This window comes from Peribacillus butanolivorans, assembly GCF_001273755.1.
Taxonomy (GTDB): Bacteria; Bacillota; Bacilli; order Bacillales; family DSM-1321; genus Peribacillus; species Peribacillus butanolivorans.
This window is the reverse complement of record NZ_LGYA01000001.1, coordinates 2,524,260-2,548,698: the sequence shown is the minus strand read 5'-3', so window position 1 is coordinate 2,548,698 and position 24,439 is coordinate 2,524,260. Positions and strand designations below refer to the sequence as shown.

At 38.2% G+C, this 24,439-nt stretch carries 22 protein-coding genes, 2 pseudogenes and 3 riboswitches; of the genes and pseudogenes, 23 read left to right on the top strand and 1 reads right to left on the bottom strand.

The features are described from left to right. Positions 1–9 precede the first annotated feature (9 nt). The 21 genes and pseudogenes from AKG34_RS11665 to AKG34_RS11575 form a co-directional block, all read left to right on the top strand. Positions 10–792 carry a DeoR/GlpR family DNA-binding transcription regulator gene (locus tag AKG34_RS11665; protein WP_053346229.1) on the top strand — a complete coding sequence of 261 codons (783 nt, stop codon included), beginning with the start codon at positions 10–12 and terminating at the stop codon, positions 790–792. A 132-nt stretch (positions 793–924) separates the two neighbouring features. Then, a complete protein-coding gene (locus AKG34_RS11660; protein WP_053346228.1) occupies positions 925–1,797 on the top strand; it encodes a Cof-type HAD-IIB family hydrolase in 873 nt (290 codons plus the stop codon). A gap of 29 nt (positions 1,798–1,826) precedes the next feature. After that, entirely contained in the window at positions 1,827–2,156 is a 330-nt protein-coding gene (locus AKG34_RS11655) for a DMT family transporter (protein WP_053346227.1), read from the top strand. 40 nt (positions 2,157–2,196) lie between these two features. Beyond that, complete coding sequence (locus AKG34_RS11650) at positions 2,197–2,517, top strand: DMT family transporter (protein ID WP_053346226.1); 321 nt, start codon at positions 2,197–2,199, stop codon at positions 2,515–2,517. Positions 2,518–2,989: 472 nt separating this feature from the next. Further along, positions 2,990–3,091: riboswitch (glycine riboswitch) on the top strand. A 3-nt stretch (positions 3,092–3,094) separates the two neighbouring features. Beyond that, positions 3,095–3,151: riboswitch (glycine riboswitch) on the top strand. A gap of 364 nt (positions 3,152–3,515) precedes the next feature. Then, a complete protein-coding gene (locus AKG34_RS11645; protein WP_053346225.1) occupies positions 3,516–4,904 on the top strand; it encodes an amino acid permease in 1,389 nt (462 codons plus the stop codon). Between the two features lie 319 nt (positions 4,905–5,223). Beyond that, a riboswitch (glycine riboswitch) is annotated at positions 5,224–5,330 on the top strand. Between the two features lie 119 nt (positions 5,331–5,449). Next, the gene (glyA, locus tag AKG34_RS11640) at positions 5,450–6,700 is read left to right on the top strand and encodes a serine hydroxymethyltransferase (RefSeq protein ID WP_053346224.1); all 1,251 of its coding nucleotides are present in this window, start codon (positions 5,450–5,452) and stop codon (positions 6,698–6,700) included. Between the two features lie 20 nt (positions 6,701–6,720). After that, a complete protein-coding gene (locus AKG34_RS11635) occupies positions 6,721–7,233 on the top strand; it encodes a serine dehydratase beta chain (protein WP_053346223.1) in 513 nt (170 codons plus the stop codon). After that, positions 7,233–8,114 carry an L-serine ammonia-lyase, iron-sulfur-dependent, subunit alpha gene (gene sdaAA / locus AKG34_RS11630; RefSeq protein ID WP_053348086.1) on the top strand — a complete coding sequence of 294 codons (882 nt, stop codon included), beginning with the start codon at positions 7,233–7,235 and terminating at the stop codon, positions 8,112–8,114. Before AKG34_RS11635 ends, sdaAA begins: the two co-directional genes overlap by 1 nt. A 20-nt stretch (positions 8,115–8,134) precedes the next feature. Further along, a complete protein-coding gene (gcvT, locus tag AKG34_RS11625) occupies positions 8,135–9,244 on the top strand; it encodes a glycine cleavage system aminomethyltransferase GcvT (RefSeq protein ID WP_053346222.1) in 1,110 nt (369 codons plus the stop codon). Positions 9,245–9,398: 154 nt separating this feature from the next. After that, a complete protein-coding gene (gcvH, locus tag AKG34_RS11620) occupies positions 9,399–9,794 on the top strand; it encodes a glycine cleavage system protein GcvH (RefSeq protein WP_053346221.1) in 396 nt (131 codons plus the stop codon). Position 9,795: 1 nt separating this feature from the next. Beyond that, positions 9,796–11,148 carry an aminomethyl-transferring glycine dehydrogenase subunit GcvPA gene (gcvPA, locus tag AKG34_RS11615; RefSeq protein WP_053346220.1) on the top strand — a complete coding sequence of 451 codons (1,353 nt, stop codon included), beginning with the start codon at positions 9,796–9,798 and terminating at the stop codon, positions 11,146–11,148. Continuing rightward, entirely contained in the window at positions 11,141–12,625 is a 1,485-nt protein-coding gene (gene gcvPB, locus AKG34_RS11610) for an aminomethyl-transferring glycine dehydrogenase subunit GcvPB (protein ID WP_053346219.1), read from the top strand. The genes gcvPA and gcvPB overlap by 8 nt, the downstream gene beginning before the upstream one ends. A 245-nt stretch (positions 12,626–12,870) precedes the next feature. Next, positions 12,871–13,749: a lipoyl synthase gene (gene lipA / locus AKG34_RS11605; protein WP_053346218.1), complete on the top strand. Its 879-nt coding sequence runs from the start codon at positions 12,871–12,873 to the stop codon at positions 13,747–13,749. Positions 13,750–13,788: 39 nt separating this feature from the next. Next, positions 13,789–14,094: an iron-sulfur cluster biosynthesis family protein gene (locus tag AKG34_RS11600; protein WP_053346217.1), complete on the top strand. Its 306-nt coding sequence runs from the start codon at positions 13,789–13,791 to the stop codon at positions 14,092–14,094. Between the two features lie 108 nt (positions 14,095–14,202). After that, complete coding sequence (lpdA, locus tag AKG34_RS11595) at positions 14,203–15,600, top strand: dihydrolipoyl dehydrogenase (RefSeq protein ID WP_053346216.1); 1,398 nt, start codon at positions 14,203–14,205, stop codon at positions 15,598–15,600. 207 nt (positions 15,601–15,807) lie between these two features. Beyond that, the gene (gene purU / locus AKG34_RS11590; protein ID WP_053346215.1) at positions 15,808–16,677 is read left to right on the top strand and encodes a formyltetrahydrofolate deformylase; all 870 of its coding nucleotides are present in this window, start codon (positions 15,808–15,810) and stop codon (positions 16,675–16,677) included. A gap of 456 nt (positions 16,678–17,133) precedes the next feature. After that, positions 17,134–17,351 (top strand): annotated as a pseudogene (locus AKG34_RS29825) (IS110 family transposase); the annotation flags it as partial. 855 nt (positions 17,352–18,206) lie between these two features. Continuing rightward, positions 18,207–18,392, top strand: a complete 186-nt coding sequence (locus AKG34_RS11585; protein ID WP_053346214.1) for a hypothetical protein — start codon at positions 18,207–18,209, stop codon at positions 18,390–18,392. A gap of 789 nt (positions 18,393–19,181) precedes the next feature. Then, positions 19,182–20,444: a group II intron reverse transcriptase/maturase gene (gene ltrA / locus AKG34_RS11580; protein WP_053344638.1), complete on the top strand. Its 1,263-nt coding sequence runs from the start codon at positions 19,182–19,184 to the stop codon at positions 20,442–20,444. Positions 20,445–20,639: 195 nt separating this feature from the next. Further along, positions 20,640–20,768, top strand: coding sequence for a hypothetical protein (locus tag AKG34_RS29300; protein ID WP_269083734.1), 129 nt, complete (start codon positions 20,640–20,642; stop codon positions 20,766–20,768). Between the two features lie 77 nt (positions 20,769–20,845). Beyond that, positions 20,846–22,006 (top strand): annotated as a pseudogene (locus AKG34_RS11575) (M3 family metallopeptidase); the annotation flags it as partial. Positions 22,007–22,013: 7 nt separating this feature from the next. Here AKG34_RS11575 and AKG34_RS28870 read toward each other — a convergent pair. After that, positions 22,014–22,505 carry a sigma-70 family RNA polymerase sigma factor gene (locus AKG34_RS28870; RefSeq protein WP_083450765.1) on the bottom strand — a complete coding sequence of 164 codons (492 nt, stop codon included), beginning with the start codon at positions 22,503–22,505 and terminating at the stop codon, positions 22,014–22,016. A 386-nt stretch (positions 22,506–22,891) separates the two neighbouring features. Here AKG34_RS28870 and AKG34_RS11570 point away from each other — a divergent pair, with 386 nt between their 5' ends. After that, positions 22,892–23,182: a YesK family protein gene (locus AKG34_RS11570; protein ID WP_053346213.1), complete on the top strand. Its 291-nt coding sequence runs from the start codon at positions 22,892–22,894 to the stop codon at positions 23,180–23,182. A gap of 183 nt (positions 23,183–23,365) precedes the next feature. Beyond that, positions 23,366–23,833, top strand: coding sequence for a hypothetical protein (locus AKG34_RS11565; RefSeq protein WP_053346212.1), 468 nt, complete (start codon positions 23,366–23,368; stop codon positions 23,831–23,833). Positions 23,834–24,439: the final 606 nt, after the last annotated feature.

Genomic DNA, 24,439 nt, shown 5'->3' with positions numbered 1-24,439 from the left:
GGAAGGAATATGTCTGTTTTGCCTGAAGAAAGAAAGAATGAAATTTTAAAAGAACTTAACAAAATGGGAAAAGTAAAAGTTATGGAATTAGTTGATCAATTTAATGTTTCAGAGGAAACGATTCGACGCGATTTGATGATATTAGAGGATAAAGGACTTTTAAAGAGGGTTTACGGTGGAGCGATTAAAATAGTCTTTGAATTTGAGGAGCCTCCATTTACACAGCGTACAACAGTGAATCAAGAAGCGAAAATCAAGGTTGGGAAAAAAGCAGTAGAACTCATTTCTAACGGAGATGTGATTGCCATTGATGTAGGGACAACCATGCTTGAATTTGCGAAGTGTATCGAAAATAAAATAGACATTACGATCTTAACCAATTCTCTTCCTGTGTCGTCTGTGTTAACCGAATTGCTCAATGAAAATAAGTTTACAGGACAAATTCTATTACTAGGAGGTCAAATTGATCCAAAGCATCAATCTATAAGCGGCGGTCTCACTGAACAAATGTTAAATCAATTTAATATTGATAAAGCGTTCATTTCAGCTGGTGGTGTTTCCATTCAAAGTGGGGTTAGTAATTATCATTTACATGAAACATTAGTATCACGCAAGATGGTCGAGGTATCAAAGCAAGTTATATTGCTAACGGATTACTCTAAAATTGGTGTCGACACATTTAGTAAAGTTTGTCCTCTAGAAAAAGTCGATGTGATTGTCTGCGAGCAACCATTTCCAGAGGAATGGAGAAATCATTCAAAATTAGAGGAGATCAATTGGATTCAAGCATAGTCAATCCATAAAAGGAAATATCGAGATGGATGAGGGAGTTCTCTCTCTATTTTGATTGGATTTTTATTGATAGCAGGTATAAAAGCTAGAAAGGGAATTTAATAGATAGAATGAGAAAAGGGGCTATATAGCATGAGTTTCATTGCGATAGATTTAGACGGAACATTATTAAACGACCAGAATGAAATTAGTGAAGAAAATATAAAGGCGATTCAATATGCCCAAGATAGAGGCTTTGAAGTAGTTATTTCAACAGGACGGGCTTATTTTGACGTTCAAAAAATTTGTGAAAAATCCGGGATTTCCCCATTTGTAATCGGGACAAATGGTGCAACCACTCATTCCAAAAGCGGAAAGTGCATTTCTTCTATTACGATAACTAAAGATCGTGTCGAATCTATTCTCCAATGGTTAGATGAACGGAATTATTATTACGAAGTGTTTACTGATAAAGCTATTTATACGCTTAAAAAGGGAAGAGAACATTTCCATAATGAGATTAAAAGTTTGAAAAGCGCCGATTTGAATACAGATATGAAAGAATTAGTTGAAGTAGCGGAAAGGCAATTTGACCAGTTTGGATATGTTTTAGTCGAAAACTATCATGATATCTTAAAACAGGAGGAAGAATTCTATAACATATTAGCATGTTCTTTTGATAAAAAGAAATTAGAGGAAGCATGGAGACAATTCAAAAAGTTTGATGAGTTGATGGTTGTTTCATCTGCTGATCACAACATTGAAATGACTAGTAAAAGAGCTTCAAAAGGAATGGCCCTTGAAAAATTGGCTTTTTTGATGAATGGCTCCTTAGATCAGGCTATGGCAATCGGGGACAGCAACAATGATTTATCCATGTTCCAGAAAGTTGGATACAGCGTAGCGATGGGAAATGCGAAAGATGTCATAAAAGCTGTTTGTACAACGACAACCCTTAAAAATGATGAGAATGGGGTAGCTTATGCGATTTATCGATATTTGGAGAACTTCGTGGTTCAAAAATAAGTGTCAATGCCGAAGGAGAGAGCGATAAAATGGCATGGATATATATCATAATGGCAGGACTTTTGGAAATCGTCTGGGTGATAGGTCTTAAATATTCTCACGGATTCACCAAAATTATACCTAGTATAGTAACGGTAGTTATTATAATCTTTAGTTTCTTTTTACTTTCAAAAGCTTTACATTCAATTCCCTTAGGAACTGGTTACGCCATTTTTACTGGATTAGGAACGGTGGGAACAGTAGTAATTGGGATGCTTTTTTTGGGAGAGACCATTAATCCACTGAAAGTATTTTTTATGGCTTTAATGATATTGGGGATAATTGGAATAAAAATCAATCCAGCACAACCTAAATATTAAAGGAAATGATATGATTTATACAAGGTTAGGGGATGATTCAATGGCTTGGTTTTTTCTTCTAATTGCCGGATTTGCCGAGATTGGTAGTGTTATAAGCCTGAAACGTGCAGACGGGTTTAGAAAATTGCTTCCCTCTGTAGCGTGTCTTTTTTTTGGGAGTTTAAGCTTTTATTTTCTTTCTTTGTCATTAACTTCTATTCCAGTGGGGACTGCCTATGCAATATGGACCAGTATCGGCTCTGTTGGAACTGTTTTAGCAGGAATGATCTTCTTTAATGAACCTAAAAGTTTAAGATTGACCCTATTTATTATGTGTATTATTGCAGGGGCTGTAGGTATTAAAATGACTTCTGGACATTAAGGTCAGGGTTAAAATGGCAATAAGTAGATAAAGAAAAAAGGTACGATACCTATGGAGGAGAAGAATGATGAAAACTATTCAAGATTGGATAAAAGGTGACTAAAACTATTAAGCACATTAAAGATAACTTCGGTATTGAATTGGAGGTTTTTCTTTATGATTTCCAATCATAATGATTACGTAAACAGAGGATGCTTTTATCTAGATAGCATCCTCTGTAATGTATATTTGAAAGGTATAAGTTGTTTGTAAAAGTACACTATTATGAACGGTGTTTATCGACTGTAAAAAGCAATCTACTCCTATTCAATTCACAATTTACTTGGGGTACTATGGGCATATAATTTATGAACTGTCAGAAAGCTCTATCTCTACATTTAAAATTCTGAAAATAAAGTTTTTTCAGATATTTGTTGAAATTTCCATTAGAACCATTTATTATACAACTGTTAATACAATTCTATATCAGCGGATGATAATTGTGGGAGAGACTAAACGTATTGTTTAGCACCGAAGGGGCAATTCCTAAAAAATTGGGTATCAATCTCTCAGGTAAAAGGACCACAATAGGACGCGTCTCTGGAGAGAGCTATGAGCCACCAAAGGAGTTAAACTCTCAGGTAAAAGGACAGAGGAAAGATAGGAGAACACCTATCTTTCCTCTGCCCTTTTTATGCTGGGAAAGATAGCACAAACGAAAAAGGAGGATTGTGCTATGAAATTTATTAAAGAATGAGTCTTTCTTTTCAATTTTCCTGACTACAACTTTTACCTTAGAGAGAATCTGCAATAGGTTGAATGCAATACCTTTATCTTTTCAAAAGCTTGGTAGATTATTTCGAGGTTTGCACCAGAACCAGAATATTTATCAGCAACATATTGAGTATTATTATATTAAAATTGTAAGCGTTTTCTTTGTTGGATTGAATAATAATATGTCAAAATTTTATCGGAATATTATTATTCAATTATTTGGAAATTAGGGAGTGGGAAATCATATGCAGGAACAAAAGTTGGAGAGAGGCCTAAAAAACAGACATGTACAACTCATCGCTATTGGTGGGGCAATCGGAACGGGATTATTTCTTGGGGCAGGAAAATCTATTCATTTAGCAGGACCATCAATATTATTTGCTTACTTGATAACAGGCGTCATTTGTTTTTTAATCATGCGCGCTCTTGGAGAACTACTCTTATCTAATTTGAACTATCATTCTTTTGTTGACTTTGTAAGAGACTATTTAGGTAATATGGCAGCATTTGTTACTGGCTGGACCTACTGGTTTTGCTGGATTTCAATTGCAATGGCCGACTTAACAGCAGTTGGTCTTTATACCCAGTATTGGTTTCCCTCCGTACCACAGTGGATGCCGGGTTTAATTGCGCTTGTCATTTTGCTATTTATGAATCTAGCAACTGTAAAACTTTTTGGCGAAATGGAATTCTGGTTCGCATTAATTAAAGTTATCGCTATTCTAGCACTAATTGTTATCGGTATTTTCATGATTATTAAAGGCTTTTCCACAGATTCAGGCGCAGCCAGTTTCACGAATCTATGGAGCCACGAAGGTATGTTCCCAAATGGAATAAATGGATTTATCCTCTCATTCCAGATGGTAGTGTTTGCGTTTGTTGGTATTGAACTTGTAGGACTTACAGCAGGTGAAACAGAAGATCCAGAGAAAGTTATCCCAAAAGCAATCAATAATATTCCTATTCGGATTATAATTTTCTACATTGGCGCACTTATTGTCATTATGAGTGTTTATCCGTGGAACGCAATCATCCCATCGGAAAGCCCATTCGTCCAAGTATTTGTGGCTGTTGGTATCGCTGCAGCTGCTGGTATCGTCAATTTTGTCGTCCTAACATCGGCTGCTTCGGCATGTAACAGCGCAATCTTCAGTACAAGCCGGATGATATACTCACTTGCCAAAGATAAAAATGCACCTGTGCCATTTGCAAAACTTAATGCCCGTAAAGTACCTTCCAATGCATTGGCCTTTTCAACTGTCGTCATTCTAACTTCCGTTGTGTTGAACTATTTAATGCCAGAAGGAGTATTTACGTTAATTACAAGTATTTCTACAGTATGTTTCATCTTTATTTGGGGAATTACTGTCATCAGTCATTTGAAATACCGCAAAACAAGGCCAGATCTAGCGAAAATGAACAAATTTAAATTACCACTTTATCCAATTTCTAATTACTTGATCCTTGCTTTCCTAGCGTTCGTACTTGTTGTGCTTGCACTTTCGGAAGATACTCGTGTTGCCTTGTTCGTAACTCCTGTTTGGTTTATTTCGCTGATTGCGATTTATAAGATGCAGAAAACGAAGGCAAATCATGCGGATCAGTCGAATCAGGGAGAGGTAGCGGAAAATTAAGAGGCAACGGACAAAAGTCAGTGACCTACTATTAACTTTACCAAAATAGTCAACTTGCAAAAAAACGATGATAAAAGCAGCCGTGAGTAATCTGGACGACCATAATGTGACATTCATAAAGTAAGAATTTTCAAAAAAATAATGTTAACGCTTACAAGAAAATCTTGACAATCTTATTTCTACCAATTATTCTAAATATAATAAAAATTCAATATGAGCGAATGACGGTTGTGGGAGAGTGCAATGCGACACGCCACCGAAGGAGCAAGTTCCAAAAAGACCCTTGGAACAAATCTCTCAGGTAGATGGAACCACAACTGGACGCACCTCTGGAGAGCGCGTATAAAGTAGTACGCCACCAAAGGGGAAAGGCCCTATTAATATAAAAAGGGTTAAACTCTCAGGTAAAAGGACAGAGAAGGGTAGAGAAAGCTAAGCTAAGCTACCCTTCTCTGTTCTTTTTTGTGCGCAAAAAAGGGTAGTGTTTCGTAGTCACTAGCTATGCAACAAACCTTTAATACAAAAATTTTCAAGGGGGAGTACAAATGAGTTTACAGCAAAATGATTCAATCATTTTTCAAGCTATCAGAAACGAGCAAAATCGTCAGCATCAAACCTTAGAGTTGATTGCATCAGAAAACTTCGTCAGCCAAGATGTATTAGAAGCAATGGGAAGTGTAATGACGAATAAATATGCAGAAGGTTATCCAGGAAAACGTTATTATGGCGGATGTGAATTTGTCGATGTGGCAGAACAAGCAGCTATTGAGCGCTTAACAAAGCTGTTTGGTGCCAAATATGCAAATGTTCAGCCTCACTCGGGTGCACAAGCAAATTTCGCAGTATTTTTCGCACTGCTTCAGCCTGGTGATAAAGTAATGGGAATGAACCTTTCACATGGCGGCCACTTAACTCATGGAAGTCCAGTCAGTGTTTCAGGAAAATGGTTTGAAGTTGTGTCTTATGGAGTTAGAGAAGATACCCAATTAATTGATTATGATGAGTTGGAAGCTATCGCAAAGAAAGAAAAACCAAAATTGATTATTGCAGGGACAAGTGCCTACCCAAGAACCATTAATTTTGCACGATTTAGAGAAATTGCTGATCAAGTTGGAGCAAAACTTATGGTGGATATGGCTCATATAGCAGGGCTGGTAGCGGCCGGTCTTCACCCATCCCCAATCCCATATGCAGATGTTGTGACAAGTACTACTCATAAAACATTGAGAGGGCCTCGCGGGGGTATCGTTTTAACAAACGATGAAGAGATTATCAAATCGATTAATAAATCTGTGTTCCCAGGAATTCAGGGCGGCCCTCTCATGCACATTATTGCAGCAAAAGCGGTCGCTTTCAACGAAGCATTACAACCAAGCTTTAAGGACTATGCGAAACAAGTCATTGAAAATGCTGCAACACTTAGTGAAACATTAAAAAATAAAGGTGCAGCTCTTGTTTCTGGAGGAACAGATAATCATATTGTTCTTTTAGATTTACGTCCGTGGAATTTAACAGGAAAAGAAGCAGAGAAATTATTAGAAGAAGCAGGCATCACCGCTAATAAAAATACGATTCCATATGATCCAGAAAAGCCATTTGTTACGAGTGGTATCCGAATGGGAACAGCAGCTTTAACAACTCGAGGCATGAAGCAGGATGAAATGGTGAAAATCGGTGAAGTGATTTCAGCTGTTCTAAAGAGTAAAGGAGATAAAGACGTTCTTAAGAAAGCAAAAGAAACAACCAAAGGAATTTGTGATATTTATCCGTTATTTCAACAACCAATTACTGTGTAAGAAAAAAAGGGGGGGACTCAATGGAATTTCAAAGTTGTTTTGACATAATAGGTCCAATCATGGTAGGACCGTCAAGTTCCCACACTGCCGGAGTCGTGTCAATCGGTAAATTCATCCATGAACTGTTAGGAGATTATCCAAAAGAAGTCAAAATTGTATTCTATGATTCATTTGCTGAAACCTATCAAGGACATGGAACAGATAAAGCACTGCTTGGCGGATTACTTGGGATGGATACCGATGATTCACGCATTAAAAACTCGTTGGAATGGGCAAAAGAGAATGGAATGCAGTACGAAATTGAATTTGAAAGCTGTTGCGAGTATTTTGACCATCCTAACACAACAATCGTGACAGCAAAACGCGGCGATTGTGTAGTAAAGGTAGGCGGAGCATCACTTGGTGGTGGTTTATCCAAGATTTTCATGATAGACGACGATATGGTAGCGATTCGTCTCAGTGCAGGTGATGACTTTTCAGCCCTTGCTAGTTCTTATCATCCAAGAAAGAAAGTAATGGACAAGGCTATATGATGGAAATCCAGACCATGAAAGAATTAAATGAAGCTTGTCAAAGAGAAGAAAAAAGCATTGGCGAAATCATGCTAATGATGGAAGCAGAAAAGTCAGGAAGAGACCAACAAGCTATTATCAGTATGATGGAAGAACGATTGATTAAAATGAAGGAAGCCGTTGATAACGGTATAAAGGATGCCACAACCGCACCGAGTGGAATTTCTGGCGGAGATGCTGTGAAAATGAATGATTACGTTCAACAAGGTAAATCTTTGTCAGGCAGCTATATAAGCAACGCAATGAGCTTTTCATTGGCAACTTCTGAAAGTAACGCCCGAATGGGGGTCATTGTAGCTACCCCAACTGCGGGTGCAGCAGGGATTCTGCCTGGGGTACTGTTTTCGCTTCATAAAAATGATGGCACGCCTTATAAAGATTTAGTTATGGGGTTATTCACGGCAAGTATGCTCGGGCTTGTCATTGCGAACCGTTCTTTCATTTCGGGGGCTGCTGGAGGCTGTCAAGCAGAGGTGGGCTCCGCAACGGCCATGGCAGCGGGGACAATCGTTGAGTTAAAAGGCGGAACACCACTGCAAGCCGTGAATGCGACAGCCATTGCGATGAAGTCACTTTTAGGATTGGTTTGTGATCCAGTCGCAGGACTTGTGGAAGTTCCTTGCATCAAGCGGAATGTGATTGGAACCTCAATTGCATTTTCAGCGGCCGACATGTCTCTAGCTGGGATTGAAAGCCGCATACCTTGTGATGAGGTAATTGAAGCCATGTATAAGGTTGGAAATGATATGCCAAGGACCCTGCGAGAAACGGCTCTTGGTGGCTTGGCAATGACAGAAACAGGTAAACGGGTGAAAGAACGTCTTTTTTGTAGGAAATCATGAATCATAATCGGGGGTAGATCATGGGTACTGAAACAGCATTAAAGCAAACACCGCTTTTTGAAGTATATAAAAAATACGGAGCAAAAGTTATTGATTTTGGTGGCTGGGCTCTGCCAGTTCAGTTTTCCAGCATTTTAGAAGAGCATGAAGCTGTTCGAACAGAAGCAGGACTTTTTGATGTTTCTCATATGGGAGAAGTACTTGTGGAAGGGAAAGATGCCGAGAGTTATATTAACTACCTTGTTACAAATGATGTAACAAAGCTTAGCATCAATCAAGCACAGTATACCGCAATGTGCTATCCAGACGGCGGAACGGTCGATGATTTATTAGTTTATAAATTAGGGAATGAAAAATATTTACTCGTTATTAATGCCGCAAACATTGAGAAAGATTACGAATGGATGAAGCAGCATGTAAAAGGAGAGATGGCGCTCCAAAATATTTCGGAAGACATCGCTCAGCTTGCCATCCAAGGTCCAAAGGCAGAAAGCATTTTGCAAAAGTTAACGGAAATAGATTTATCAGAAATTGGCTCTTTTAAATTCGCCCAACATGTCAACATCTCCGGGATTACCGACATACTTGTATCCCGTACAGGTTACACAGGAGAAAATGGATATGAACTTTATTTAGCAGCAGACAAAGCGGTAGTACTCTGGGAAAAGCTCTTAGAAGCAGGAACTACGAATGGATTACAACCATGTGGACTTGGTGCAAGGGACACACTTCGACTTGAAGCACGTCTTGCACTCTATGGCCAAGAACTCAGTAACGATATCAGCCCGCTTGAAGCAGGAATCGGCTTTGTCGTAAAGACGAACAAAGAAAGTGACTTTATCGGAAAATCTGCTCTTACAGAACAAAAAGAAGCTGGATTAAAACGAAAATTAGTAGGGATTGAAGTAACAGGCAGAGGGATTCCGCGTCATGGTTACAAGGTGATTTCACAAGGTGGAGAGGAAATAGGTATTGTTACATCCGGAACACAATCACCATCTTTGAAGAAAAGCTTAGGTCTAGCCTTGGTATCAGCCGACCAAGCTGAAGTGGGGACGCCGATAAAAGTGGAAATTCGTAATAAACTAATTGAAGCTGTTATTGTTAATGCACCATTCTACAAAAGATAAGTGGAAATATTTTATTAGAGTTATCGTGTAGTTTTTAAGTCGATTTCCGCTACTTTACATGCAGCCCGAAATCGACAACCTGCTATGAGTAAAATCAGTCTTTTATTTTCTGAATTATAACAAAAATCAAAAAAACGGAGAGGGAGAAAAAACAATGACAAAAGTTACATCAAGTTTACGATATAGCAAAGAACATGAGTGGGTACAACAATTAGAAGGAAATCGTGTACGTATTGGAATCTCTGATTATGCACAAAAGGCGTTAGGTGATATCGTCTTTGTTGAAAATCCAGCGATTGATGATGAAGTAACGGTCAATGAATCGATGGGAACGATCGAGTCAGTTAAAGCAGTTTCCGAACTTTATTCACCTGTTTCAGGTACGATAGTTACTGTAAACGAAGAGTTGGAAGGCGCTCCAGAGACGATTAACGAGCATCCATTTGAAGCAGGGTGGTTAGTCGAAGTAGAAATGTCCAATCCAGAAGAATTAGATTCACTTCTAAACGAAGATGAATATCAAGCATTTACTAATGAAGGGGAGGAATAATATGGCAGCCACTTATAGATACCTCCCTGATACGAAACAGGACCAAGAGGAAATGCTCAAATTTTTAAATATTTCTTCTATAGATGAGTTATTTGAAGATATTCCAGCTGAAATTAGCCTGCAGGATGAGCTAAACATTCCAGAGGCTGTTCCTGAACCGCTTCTTTTGAAAAAAATGAATCAGCTTGCTACAAAAAACAAAAATGCAAATCATTACCCAACTTTTCTAGGTGCAGGTACCTATGATCACTATATTCCAAGTGTGGTAAATCATATGATTTCACGTTCCGAATTTTACACAGCTTATACACCTTACCAACCGGAAATCAGTCAAGGTGAATTACAAGCGATTTTTGAATTTCAAACGATGGTTTGTGAGTTGACAGGAATGGATGTGGCTAACTCTTCCATGTACGATGGTTTTACATCGCTTGCAGAAGCTGCATCACTTGCCGTTGCATCTACAAGACGTTCAAAAGTACTTGTATCCAAAGCGGTACATCCTGAATCCCGTGCTATTTTACATACAGTAGCTGGAGGTCCGGGATACACAGCTGAGGAAGTAAATCTTGCTGATGAGGTTACAGATTTAGGGAAGCTGCAAGAACAAATCGATAAGGACACTGCTGCCGTAATTGTTCAATACCCAAATTTCTTCGGTTCCATTGAGGATTTAAAAGCAATTAAGAAAATTGCGGAAGAAAAAGGTGCCCTTTTAATCGTAAGCGCCAATCCTCTTGCACTAGCACTCTTGCAGGCTCCTGGTAAACTTGGGGCAGATATTGTGATCGGTGATATGCAGCCATTGGGAATCCCAATGTCCTTTGGCGGTCCACACTGCGGTTATTTTGCGGTAAGTAAGAAATTCATGCGCAAAATCCCAGGACGTATAGTAGGACAAACGGCAGATGAAAAAGGGAAACGTGGTTTTGTGTTAACACTGCAAGCGCGTGAACAGCATATTCGCCGTGATAAAGCCTCATCCAATATTTGTTCTAACCAGGCATTAAATGCTCTTGCCTCTTCCATCTGTATGACGTCGCTTGGAAAGCAAGGGATTCGTCACATGGCGCAGCTAAACATTGAGAAAGCTGATTACATGTCGAAAACTCTAGAACAAAAAGGCTTTACCATTATCAATGAAGCACCATTCTTCAATGAGTTTGTTGTCGAGCTTCCTCGTTCGGTAAAGGAAGTCAATGAAAAACTTCTTAAGGCCGGTATTATCGGTGGATTTGATTTAAAAAGTGATTACGGCTTTGAAAATCAAATGCTGCTAGCTGTGACTGAGCAGCGAACAAAAGAAGAAATTGATCAATTTATTGATGTTTTGGAGGCGATTGTAAATGGTTGAATATAATGATTTAATTTTTGAAATAAGTCGACCAGGACGTGTGGGCTCAAGTCTTCCGGAAAGTGACGTTGACTGTGTTGATTTAAATGACAAATTTCCAAAGCATTTAATTCGTGATGAACCGGCAGAACTCCCGGAAGTATCAGAGTTGCAACTTGTCCGCCATTATACAGCGCTTTCTAATAAAAACCATGGGATCGATAATGGGTTCTATCCGCTGGGTTCTTGTACGATGAAGTACAATCCGAAAATAAATGAAGATGTGGCACGTTTGGAAGGCTTTAGCCGCATTCATCCATATCAGCCGGTTGAAACTGTACAGGGTGCACTAGAGGTTTTATATGAATTACAAGAAGAGCTAGCTGTCATCACAGGAATGGATGCTGTAACTTTACAGCCATCTGCAGGGGCTCAAGGGGAATGGACAGGTTTAATGATGGCTAAGGCGTATCATGCTCAAAAAGGTGAAACCAGAACGAAAGTACTTGTTCCAGACTCCGCGCACGGTACAAATCCTGCAAGTGCAAGTGTTGCTGGTTTTCAAACGATCACGATCCCATCCGATAAAAATGGATTAGTTAACCTAGAAGAATTAAAGAAACATGTAGGCCCTGATACTGCTGCGCTAATGTTGACAAATCCGAATACCCTTGGACTTTTTGAAAAAGAAATTGTGGAAATCGCTCAGGTTGTTCATGAAGCTGGCGGCTTATTATACTATGATGGAGCGAATGCCAATGCCATTTTAGGTAAAACAACACCAGGTCAAATGGGCTTTGACATCGTGCACTTAAATCTTCACAAAACATTTACGACGCCTCATGGCGGTGGCGGTCCAGGGGCAGGTCCTGTCGGTGTGAAAGAGAAACTTATTCCTTTCTTGCCGGTTCCGCGAATAGAAAAATCCGGGGATAAATATGTGCTGAACTCTGATCATTCGCACTCTATAGGACGAGTAAAAGGGTATTATGGAAACTTCGGAATTCTCTTACGGGCATATACCTATATTCGCACGATGGGGCCAATAGGGCTGCGCCAAGTATCAGAAAGTGCCGTGCTTCATGCAAATTACCTTCGCAAAAGATTAGCGCCATATTTTGAAGCGCCATTTTCACAAATTTGTAAGCATGAATTTGTCCTATCCGGATCTAGGCAGAAAAATCTGGGTGTAAGAACACTTGATATGGCAAAACGTCTGCTAGATTTCGGCTACCATCCGCCGACCATCTATTTCCCGTTAAATGTTGAGGAATGTTTGATGATTGAACCGACAGAAACAGAGTCAAAAGAAACCCTTGATGCTTTTGCGGATGTAATGATTCAAATTGCCAAAGAAGTGGAAGAAAACCCAGGGGTTGTTTTAGACGCACCACATACTACTGACATTGGTCGATTGGATGAGGTCCAAGCAGCTAGACTACCAATTTTGCGTTATTTCAAAGAGGAGATAGTAGAGAAAGAAACGGCAAAGTCATAAATGAATGCTTGAACATGAACCACCAGGGATGAAAATAAAGAGAAAAGGAGAGTCTCATTATTTCATTCATGGTGGTTTGATATAAGCGCGTGTAAAAAGGATGACAAAAAGAGACAAGAAGGGCGAGAAGAAATAGTCTTTAAAATTAAAAAGACAGAGCAATGGAGAAATTCAATTAGTCTTTTTATAGACTATTGAACAACCTTAAAACAAAAATTACATCTGCTCAGAGGAGTGAGTAAAAAATGTCCATCAGTGATCTTCGTAAACCTGAATGGCTTAAAATTAAATTAAATACCAATGAACAGTATACGGGCTTAAAGAAAATGATGCGTGAAAAAAAGCTGCATACTGTTTGTGAAGAAGCAAGATGTCCTAACATTCATGAATGCTGGGCTGTCCGAAAAACGGCAACTTTCATGATTTTAGGAAGTGTATGTACGCGAGCTTGCAGGTTCTGTGCAGTTCAAACTGGGCTACCTTCAGAGCTTGATTGGGAAGAGCCTGAACGTGTCGCAGAATCAGTAGAGCAAATGGGCTTAAAGCATGTCGTGATTACCGCTGTTGCTCGTGATGATTTAAAAGACGGTGGAGCAAAGGTATTTGCAGAAACTGTAAAGGCTGTGAGGCGGCGAAATCCATTTTGCACCATTGAAGTTCTCCCCTCCGATTTGAATGGAGAACATGATAACTTAAAAATATTAATGGATACAAGGCCAGACATTTTGAATCATAACATTGAAACAGTAAAACGATTATCTCCACAAGTTCGTGCTCGTGCAACATACGAACGTTCACTAGAGTTTTTAAGGCGGGCAAAGCTAATGAATGCCACTATCCCGACGAAATCAAGCATTATGATTGGTCTAGGAGAAACAAAAGAAGAAATTATGGAGACGATGGATGACCTTCGTGCTAACAATGTGGAGATTATGACGATTGGTCAATATTTACAGCCTACTAAACGACATTTGAAAGTCCAAAAATATTGGAGTCCAGAAGAGTTTGAAGAACTGAAAAACATTGCCTTGTCAAAAGGGTTTAGTCATTGCGAAGCCGGTCCGCTTGTTCGCTCCTCCTATCATGCAGATGAACAAGTCCGTGCAGCAAAGGCTAATGCGTAATCATTTTTAAATAAACCTATTAAGAAAGGGGAGAATCAGATGGTAGTCAAAATAACAGTGGCAGCCATAATTAAGCTGAAGGAAATGGCTCGTAAGGATGCACAAATTCCTCGTATTGATGCCGATATTGCTGGAGGCTGCGGGGTGTCGGTGAAGTTCTCCCTCGTATTGGACGAGCCCCGCAGAAACGATACAATTATTGAATATGAGGGAGTTCAGCTTAGATTAGATCATTTTACAAAACGCTATTTAGATGAGGAGACACAAATTGATTATTTAGAAGATCGTGGCTTTATTGTCGGAGATAGCTTTGCATCCAGTGCATGTGCCATTGAAATAGATTAATAGAATCGTTACAGCTTACTTATTATATAGAAGATCGTGTTTAGAAAGGTTTTTTTCTTACAATATTCAAATATCCAAGTTTATGAAAACAAAAGGGGGAAGTATTAGATGAATCAAGAATATGACATTGTTATCATCGGAGGCGGCACCGGTGGATATGTTGCGGCCATTCGTGCGTCTCAATTAGGATTAAAAACAGCGGTAGTTGAACGAGGTAAACTTGGTGGAACATGCCTTCATGCAGGTTGTATTCCAAGTAAAGCCTTATTAAGAAGTGCAGAAGTATATTCAAATGCAAAGAATGCAGATAAATTCGGTGTTATTGCCCCAGAAGTAGGACTGGATTTCTCAAAAGTACAGGCCAGGAAAGAAGAAATTACAGAACGCTTATATAAAGGTGTACAACATTTAATGAAAAAAGGAAAAATAGATGTGTACGAGGGTGAAGGAAGTATTTTACAGTTAAAAGATGTTTTGGTGAAATTGAATAATGAAGAACGGGAAATGATATTAACCCCCAGAAATATTTTAATAGCAACAGGATCTCGTCCGAGAACACTTCCCGGTTTAGAAGCGGATAGCGAATATGTGATGACATCGGATGAAGCACTGCAAATGAAAGAGCTCCCAAATTCCATCATTATTGTCGGCGGCGGTGTTATTGGAATTGAATGGGCATCGATGCTTATTGACTTTGGATTAGAAGTGACTGTGATAGAGTATGCCGAGCGCATTTTACCGACGGAAGATAAAGATATTTCAAAGGAAGTACAGCGACTAATGAAGAAAAAAGGTGTGAAAATTGTAACAGGCGCAAAGGTTCTTCCAGAATCGTTAGAAAAAGGGGATGGTGTCTCTATTAAGGCGGAATATAAGGGGAAAGAAACGACATTTACAGCAGAAAAATTATTAGTATCCGTCGGAAGATTACCTAACATAGAAGGCATTCATCTTGAAAATACGAAAGTTGAAGTCGAACGTTTTATTCAAACAAATGAGTATTATCAAACGAATGAGCCAAACATTTATGCAATTGGAGATGTGATTGGCGGATTGCAGCTTGCTCATGTTGCTTCACATGAAGGAATTATCGCAATCGAGCATATGGCAGGAGAAAACCCTGTGCCGCTTGATCCAACACTTGTTTCAAAATGCGTATATAGCAGTCCAGAGGTAGCGAGTGTCGGTCTAACAGAAGAAGAAGCAATGCAGAAAGGATATCAAGTAAAAACAGGCAAATTCTCATTCCGTGCGATTGGAAAGGCTCTTGTTTTTGGTGAATCAGATGGTTTTGTCAAACTTGTTGTTGAAGAAGAATCTAATAAGTTAATAGGAGCGCATATGGTTGGGCCACATGTAACCGACATGATCACAGAGGTTGGTCTTGCACAGGTATTAAATGCAACTGCCATGGATATCGCTCATACAATACACCCGCACCCTACATTAGCGGAAGCTATTGGGGAAGCAGCCCTGGCTGTGTATGGTAAAGAAATACATGCCTAGATAAAAATTCTAGTGGAAACTGAAAATATGTGTTGTGATTGCAAAATTCATTGTAATTCTTTCGCCCATCCTCACAGTATTTCAAGAATGATAGGATTCGTTATTGCAGTTACAGGGATTGTTCAATCATCGATAGTAGTATATTCAGTTTTGAATCCGCAGCTTTTTAGTGCTTTAATTACAATTCAATAGGATGGTGAAAGAACCTTGATTAAAGAAGTGAATGTTAACCGGGCTAAATTATTAATATCTTGCCCAGAGAAGCCAGGTATTATCTCGGTTGTATCTAATCTTTTATTAGAAAACAATGCAAATGTTGTTCATTTTGATCAACATACGACGGATCCACAAACAGGTATGTTTTTTATGAGGATCGAATTTGATTTAAATGACTTTGATGTTTCCTATGCAAAACTTGAGGAAGACTTACATATGCTGGCTCAGGCTTATTCAATGGATTGGAGCTTAAGCGGTAATAAGAAAAGAAAACGAATGGCCATCTTTGTATCTAAAATGGATCACTGTCTAATGGAGCTTATATGGCGTTGGAAATCGAATGAACTTCTAGTGGAAATCCCAATGGTAATCAGTAATCATCCTGATTTAAAAGAAGTAGTAGAGAGTTATGGTATCCCTTATTATCATATCCCTATAACTCATGAAACAAAACAACAAGCCGAACAGAAAGCGCTAGAACTACTGAAAGGGAAAGTAGACTCTATTGCCTTGGCCAGATATATGCAAATCCTTTCCCCTAAATTTATTTCCGAGTTTCCCAATCAAATTATTAATATTCATCATTCTTTCTTACCGGCATTTGTCGGAGCAAACCCTTATGCCAGGGCCTATAACCGTGGTGTTAAGTTAATTGGAGCAACTGCCCATTATGTTACGAATGATCTTGATGAAGGACCCATTATTCAGCAAGATGTAAAGCGGGTTAATCATAGACATACAATAGAAGAATTAAAGGTTGCCGGAAGTCATGTTGAAAGACAAGTTTTTGCCGAAGCTGTTTCCTGGCATATTGAAGATAAAGTTATTGTTCATGGTAATAAAACAATCGTGTTTGATTAAGTTCAACATTAACACGTTGCAAAGATAGGAGATAGACAAAAAATTTAAAGATAATTGAGTAACTTATTTAATTTTTTCAATATTTCAAAAATAAATTTTTACTGATACTATTAGAACAGACAGAATACTCGACTTGGAAGTATTTTGTTCTATCACAAATGGGATGTCAGTACTAGTTTGTGCCTCCCATGACTAGCTATTCCCTATATCAATACCAACATGTCCACCTCTTTTTAAGTATTAAAGAATACTATATGTCTGGCAGTACTCCTCTAAGAGATACCGGTTTTTCAGTCGTGTAATCTCTTGGCGATGAACCACGTTTTGGATTACGTGAAAAAACTTATTGGGCAGGGAGCATTCCTGTAGAACGCTAGATTTTAACTTCGAAAAAGAGCCCAAAAGTGCGATAAGTATACATAATCACAACACTCATCATAAGGTGGAAGCTCTACTATGAAGTATAAAATGCAACAAAAATAAAATCAGCTATTGAACGAATTTCGAATCGTCATCTCGTTGTCGGTGTGGATATTCCACAACTATAAAAAGTGGCACGGGCTGTAAATTTTCGTGGAATCGTCGTTGGTGATTCTCTTACTTTTGAAAATAGCCAAAGGGTATTCACTAGATTACTAGAATGGATGAAAAAACTACAAGATTCAAACAACTTATAATTAATTTCAGGGGTTATGAAATCCTGCGAGTAAGTGAGCATTCGAGAGATATAGCTGTCATACTGAGGGAGTTTGAAAAAGGATGTTGAAGGATTTTTTTGAAGACTTGGGAATAGAAATAGAAAGTCTATTTGATATATGCATAATCACATTGATTGTTTTTGTTTTTTTAAAAAGAAAAGGATGGATTAATTAAAGGGGGTTTGAATAGGTAATGTAGTTAAAGAAGACATATATAGTGGACATACCCCGTCAAGTAGGCAGCATCTAAAAAAGTTTAGGAAGCCATCGAGTTTCGATATTCAATCGAAGCTCGATTGTTGAGCCTAATTTCATGGGAATTTTCAAATTTGATCTACTTTATTCTCACAGTGGACTAGAGGGAAGCCATGTTACGCTCATGTCTTTAAGACCAAGAGAACATAAAGGCTTTATAAAAGGGTTCGAGATTCATTGAGCATTTAAGCTAATTTGCTCTTTACCAAAGGTTGTTTTTTTATAACATTGGAAAAATATAAAGATGGAGATATGCAGCAAATCCATGCTGGTCTTTGGAATACAATAAGTGCTTATTCTAAAAAAGTGGGAACAAGTCATCTAGATGACTCTTGTCTCAGAATTTAATCAGGTCAACTGTCGTCCTTGAATATGCCTCATTGATACAGGCAACCATTTTCTGTTTGAAAAAATGGGAAAATAACAATAAATGAATTTCCAAATAGTAGAAATGTTAAGGAACTTTAAAGAAATTGCGAATTTTTGTTAAAAAATGGTAAATAAGATTCTGATTTTCTGAAATGCCTGTATGATAGTCTTGTAACTAAATTTGAACAATCATGGAGGCAGAAAAGGATGAAAAACCTTAAAAAATGGCTTATGGTATTGATGGCGTCTTTCATGTTGGTTGGTGTTGTCGAAGGTTGCAGTAGTGCGGGTACAGAGACAGAAGATACAGAAACGGAAGATAATCAAACTGATGATGGAACTGAAACAGAAGGTACTGAAGACGATTCACAACCAGATGAAAACGGACAATAAGAAAAATAAAACAATGGCTGAATCATTTATGGTTCAGCCTTGATTAATAATCAGAACAAAAATAGCGACAAAGTTAAACGTTCCTAGATAGCCTAATTTACGGTTTTTTTGAAACAGAGAAAGGTCCTTCCAAATTTGAATATGCATGATAAAGGTAAACTAGCTTTCTATATTTTTTTTGTAAAACTAACGGGTGCGTTAGCTGAAGATTGGGGCTGTCTTAAGGCAGCTTTTTCGTGCGCCCGGCATGGGTGCAATCTATAGGGTGAAAGTCCCGAACCATGAAGGCAGTTGTAGTGGTTAGCTTAATGCAAGGGTGTCCACGGTGACGTGGAATCTGAAGGAAGCAAGCGGCAAACCTCCGGTCTGAGGAACACGAACTTCATATAAGGCTAGGTATCATTGGATGAGTTTGCGAAACAAAACAAAGTCCTTACTGCCGAAGGTGGTACAGAGTAAATGAAGCAGATAGATGGAGGGAAAGATTGCACTCTTACCCGGGGAGGTCTGATGACAGCCAAGTACACTTGGTAACCTGTCCAGTGATGGACAGCTGAATCATCAGAAGTCAGCAGAGGTCATAGTACTTGTCTACTCGAGAAGATAAGGAAGGACCGAACAGATTAAGGAGGATGAATACTAGGCGTTCGTTATCTGCGAAGAAGCAAACAATTCCTAACGGAACTTATTTGAAGGAAGAAGTGGTGAATACACGGGGAACTTCAAAAGGGCGGAGCAGATAAAGGCACAAATAGACCATCTCGTCCACGCAGGGAAAGGATATCAACGATGTTAATGGAACAGATACTAGAGAGGGAAAACTTAATACAGGCATTGAAGCGTGTAGAAAGAAATAAGGGAAGCCATGGTGTAGATGGAATGCCGGTTCAAAACCTGAGACCGCACCTCGCAACCGAATGGTACAACATGAAAACTGCCCTTTTACAGGGTACCTATCAACCGCAGCCCGTCCGTCGTATCGAAATCCCGAAACCAAACGGCGGAGTTCGGCTATTGGGTATTCCAACCGTTCTAGACCGTTTCATTCAACAAGCCATTGCCCAAATATTGACTAAAATATATGACTCAACCTTTTCGGAGAATAGCTATGGATTTCGCCCTAACAAACAAGGGCACCAGGCGGTTCGAAAGGCAAAGTCCTATATAACCGAAGGTTATACATGGGTAGTGGATATGGACTTGGAGAAGTTCTTCGATAAAGTGAATCATGACAAGCTCATGGGAATGTTAGAGCGGAAAATTGAAGATAAACGAGTTCTCAAACTGATTCGTAAATTCCTTCAAGCAGGCATTATGATAGGCGGACTTTTTCATAAAAGTGAGGAGGGAACTCCGCAAGGAGGTCCGTTAAGTCCTTTATTATCTAATATCATGTTAGACGATTTAGATAAAGAACTAGAGAAACGCAATCTTCGATTCGTAAGGTATGCGGATGACAGTACTATCTTTGTGAAGACACGAAAAGCCGCCAAACGTGCAATGGGAAATATCTCAAGCTTCATTGAAAATAAACTGAAGCTAAAGGTCAACTACGAGAAGTCGAAGTATGATCGCCCTTGGAACAGAACGTTTCTCGGTTTTAGTTTCACGAAGTCAAAGAAGAACCCGAAGGTTCTACTGGCTAAACAAACGGTGAAGAGAGTAAAGAAACGAATCAGGGAAATGACCTCGAGAAAATTACCGATACCCATGAAACTCCGAATAAATAAGTTAAAGCAATACCTTAGAGGTTGGATGGGGTATTTCGCCCTCATTGATACTCCGAACGTATTGAAGAATTTAGATTCATGGATTCGAAGAAGACTCAGGATGTGCCTATGGAAGCAATGGAAATTGCCAAGAACGAGGGTGAAGAAACTCAAAGGATTAGGCGTCCCATTTGGAAAAGCATATGAATGGGGAAATAGCAGAAAGGGTTATTGGCGCATAGCGCATAGTCCTATTCTAGACAAAACCCTTAATAATGTTTATTGGCTCCATCATGGGTTAGTAAATCTATATGAACGATATACAAAACTACGTCAGACTTAAACTGAACCGCCGTATACCGAACGGTATGTACGGTGGTGTGAGAGGTCGGAGGCTAGGCGCCTCCTCCTACTCGATTTTATGCAACTATCGGGGCAGATTAGTTAAAGAACCCCCATAATATTCCTTAGTTTGATAAACTGAGAATGTACGTTTTATTAAGGAACCTTAGTATTAAAATTTTTAGGGGGCAAACAAATGAAAGAAACAGAGTATCTGCAAGTATGGAACTTGGATAAATTGTTTCCAGATGGGAGCCAATCATCTCAATTTCGTGAACATTTAAACAATTGGAAATCAAAGTTTCTAAATTTGAAGAAAAATTGAAATTTTTTCATACTCCAAAAGAATTAAATGAATCATTAAAAGTTGTAGATATTATTGAATACATAATAGACATTCGAATGAACCTATCACAAGCCAATTCTTTTATAACCTGTCTTCTTGCACAAAACCCAAAGGATCAAAATGCTACAACACTACGAGGAAAAACATCTTCTATAAATGCTCGTTTTGAGTCTGCTTTTAAAAAAGTACAAAAAGTACTTGTAAACACAAATCAACATTTGTGGGAAGGTATACTAGATACTGAGGTTTTAAATAACTATAAGTTCATACTTAATGAATGGCGTAAAAAAGCCGAGATGCATCTTTCAGATGAAGTAGAAAGTTTAGTTTCAGATCTGATGGTAGATGGTTATCATGCTTGGGGGCAGTTTTATAATTCACTTGTTAATAGTATTAGAGTTAATGTTCAAATCGACGGAGAAAAAAGTGAATTATCTGTTGGTCAAGCGATAAATTTACGTTCACACCCTGATGAAGAGGTTCGCAAAGAATCTCATAGGGCTTTGGAAGATAAATGGAACGAGCAAGAAGAACTATTTGCCAAAATACTGAATCATATCGCAGGTTTCCGATTACAAGTGTACAAAAAACGAGGATTAGAAAATATACTAAAAGTTCCTTTGATTGAAAATCGCATCAAAGAGGAAACACTGAATGCAATGTGGAAAGCCGTAAGTAAATACAAAAAACCTTTTACAAATTACCTAAATCAAAAAGCAAAAATGAATGGCGATGAAAAAATGCATTCGTATAACTTTTGGGCTCCTGTTACAAAAGGTAATCAAAAGATAAAATATGAAGATGCTGTCGATTTTATTTTGGAGCATTTTAGTCAATTTGGAACGGAATTAGAAAGTTTTTCTCGGCAGGCATTTGATAAAGGTTGGATAGAGGCTGAAGATCGTCCAAATAAATCAACTGTTGCGTTTTGTGCGGGGTTCCCACTTTCAGGAGAATCAAGAGTTTTTATGACATATGGTGGTAGAATTACCAATGTTTTAACCTTGGCACATGAATTAGGTCATGCATTTCATAACCATGCGATGAAACCTGTTAATGGAATGAATAAACAATATCCAATGAGTATTGCTGAAACTGCTTCAACATTTTCCGAAATGATCATCTTAGATGCTGCAATGGAAAAAGCTGAATCCACTAAAGAAAAATTGTTTTTACTTGATGAAAAATTAAAACGCAGTGTGATGAATTTCATGAATATTCATTCTAGGTTCTTGTTCGAAAAGAAATTTTACGAGGAACGTAAAGAGGGGATTGTTTCATCATTGAAGGAGTTCCTTCTAAATAGTACTTTTCAAAGATTTTCCGTTCACTCGCTGGTAACTGATCAAGTAATTCATCAACAAGGATTTTTTCTGATGATTGTTTTGCCTTTATCATAGATTCATTAATATCTGGAACTGAAAACTGTTGATTCTTTATTGTGATTTGTCTTCTTTGATAGTCAATCGCTTTATATTTTGCAATCGCTGCAATCCACTGTTTAAATGAATTTTTCGTAGGATCAAAGGAATGAATATAATTCCATATCGATAACAAAACATCATCAAGGCATTCTTCATAATCTTGCTGATGGTAATTTAAATGACGTTTAATGATTGCTGTAAGTAAACCACCATACTGGTTGATAATAAAGGGAATTGCATGTTCATTTTTCTTCTGTATTTGTTGTACAACATTGTTCTCTGTGATTTTCAATTGTCCACCCCTCCCGATTAATATTGGTACCTACTATGTAATACGAAATAAATACGGTAAATCTATCACAAAATAAATTCTCTTCATGTAATCTCCTTTAGAAAAGGTGGTTCCACAAACGGACGTTAATGGTACTAAAAACAACTTTATCAAAAAACAACCTGTTTGTATTAAATCATAGAACCAAAACTCATTCCCAAAATCAAAGTAACATTTTCAATATCTAATACCGTTTTTGGTGCTGATATAGGGTTATAAACAACTTTTGTAGGTGATATATGATGATAGTTGAATAAGAAAATGTAATTTTATGTTAAAATAAGTAAGGAGATTGTGAAGGAGACGTATAATAAGACATAACTCACAAATGTTGGGGAGGGTTAGCCTTGTTTACTTCAGTTCTATTTATCTATTTTCCTATTGCTATTTCATTACTAAGTATTTGGGGTTTGTTTTGGGTAATCAAGAACAAGAAAAAGATATATATTTCTCCATTAGTTCTTGTAAATTTAGGTATCATAACGCATTTGGTTGGTTTGAAGTTAATTAGGGGATTTGCAGGAATGGGAGTAAGTATGGTAGGTGCAATTATACTTGGAATAAGCCTAATAATCTTAGTTTTAATATTAATTACAGATTCAAATAAGAAAAGAAAAAAAAACCATTTGATTGATTAATGATGTTCTTCTTAAACTAACAGGTGCTTTACTTCAATAAGGAAGGTTGCTGAGGCGGCCTTTTTCTTATGGCACTAACGGGGCAGGATAGTTCATTAAGAATACATGGTAATTTTGGAAATGATTGTTATAATGAAGTGGAATGTTCGTTAGGAAGGTTGTTGTTCAAGGTGGAGTATAGTTATGAAATCTAAAAAGACAGTACTGATTATTGCTTTGGGTATTATATGTATAGCTATCTTTATAAATCTATTAAAGAAAGATTTATGGGATGTAAACGAAGAGTTGTTAAAAGAAGAAGTGTTATCAATTGGACATTCCGTTGAAACAATAAATTTATTAGAAGTAACACCGTTTGACTGGGATGTAGTATATTCCTTTCCACCATATACCCCGAAAGATAATATATATGAAACGGTAGGTTATAAATGGGATACTATTAGCGCAACTGTAAATGAAGGAATGAATCAAATTGTATTTTTAAAAGATGGAAAAGTGGTCTGCTATTTATATGGTTATCCTGAGAATAATGGATATGGTATATCTTTTGAATCTGAGAATAATAAAGATGTTGGTTATATGCTTAATATTAATGATGATTTAAATTTTCAAGTAGAACGAAGAGACAGTGTCGTATATTTGAGAAACTAAGCAAGGATATGATTTATTAAACTAACGGGTGCGTTAGCTTTAGATCAGAGCTGTCTTTAAGGCAGCTTTTTCGTGCGCCCGGCATGGGTGCAATCTATAGGGTGAAAGTCCCGAACCATGAAGGCAGTAGTAGTGGTTAGCTTAATGCAAGGGTGTCCACGGTGACGTGGAATCTGAAGGAAGCAAGCGGCAAACCTCCGGTCTGAGGAACACGAACTTCATATAAGGCTAGGTATCATTGGATGAGTTTGCGAAACAAAACAAAGTCCTTACTGCCGAAGGTGGTACAGAGTAAATGAAGCAGATAGATGGAGGGAAAGATTGCACTCTTACCCGGGGGAGGTCTGATGACAGCCAAGTACACTTGGTAACCTGTCCAGTGATGGACAGCTGAATCATCAGAAGTCAGCAGAGGTCATAGTATTTGTCTACTCGAGAAGATAAGGAAGGACCGAACAGATTAAGGAGGATGAATACTAGGCGTTCGTTATCTGCGAAGAAGCAAACAATTCCTAACGGAACTTATTTGAAGGAAGAAGTGATGAATACACGGGGAACTTCAAAAGGGCGGAGCAGATAAAGGCACAAATAGACCATCTCGTCCAC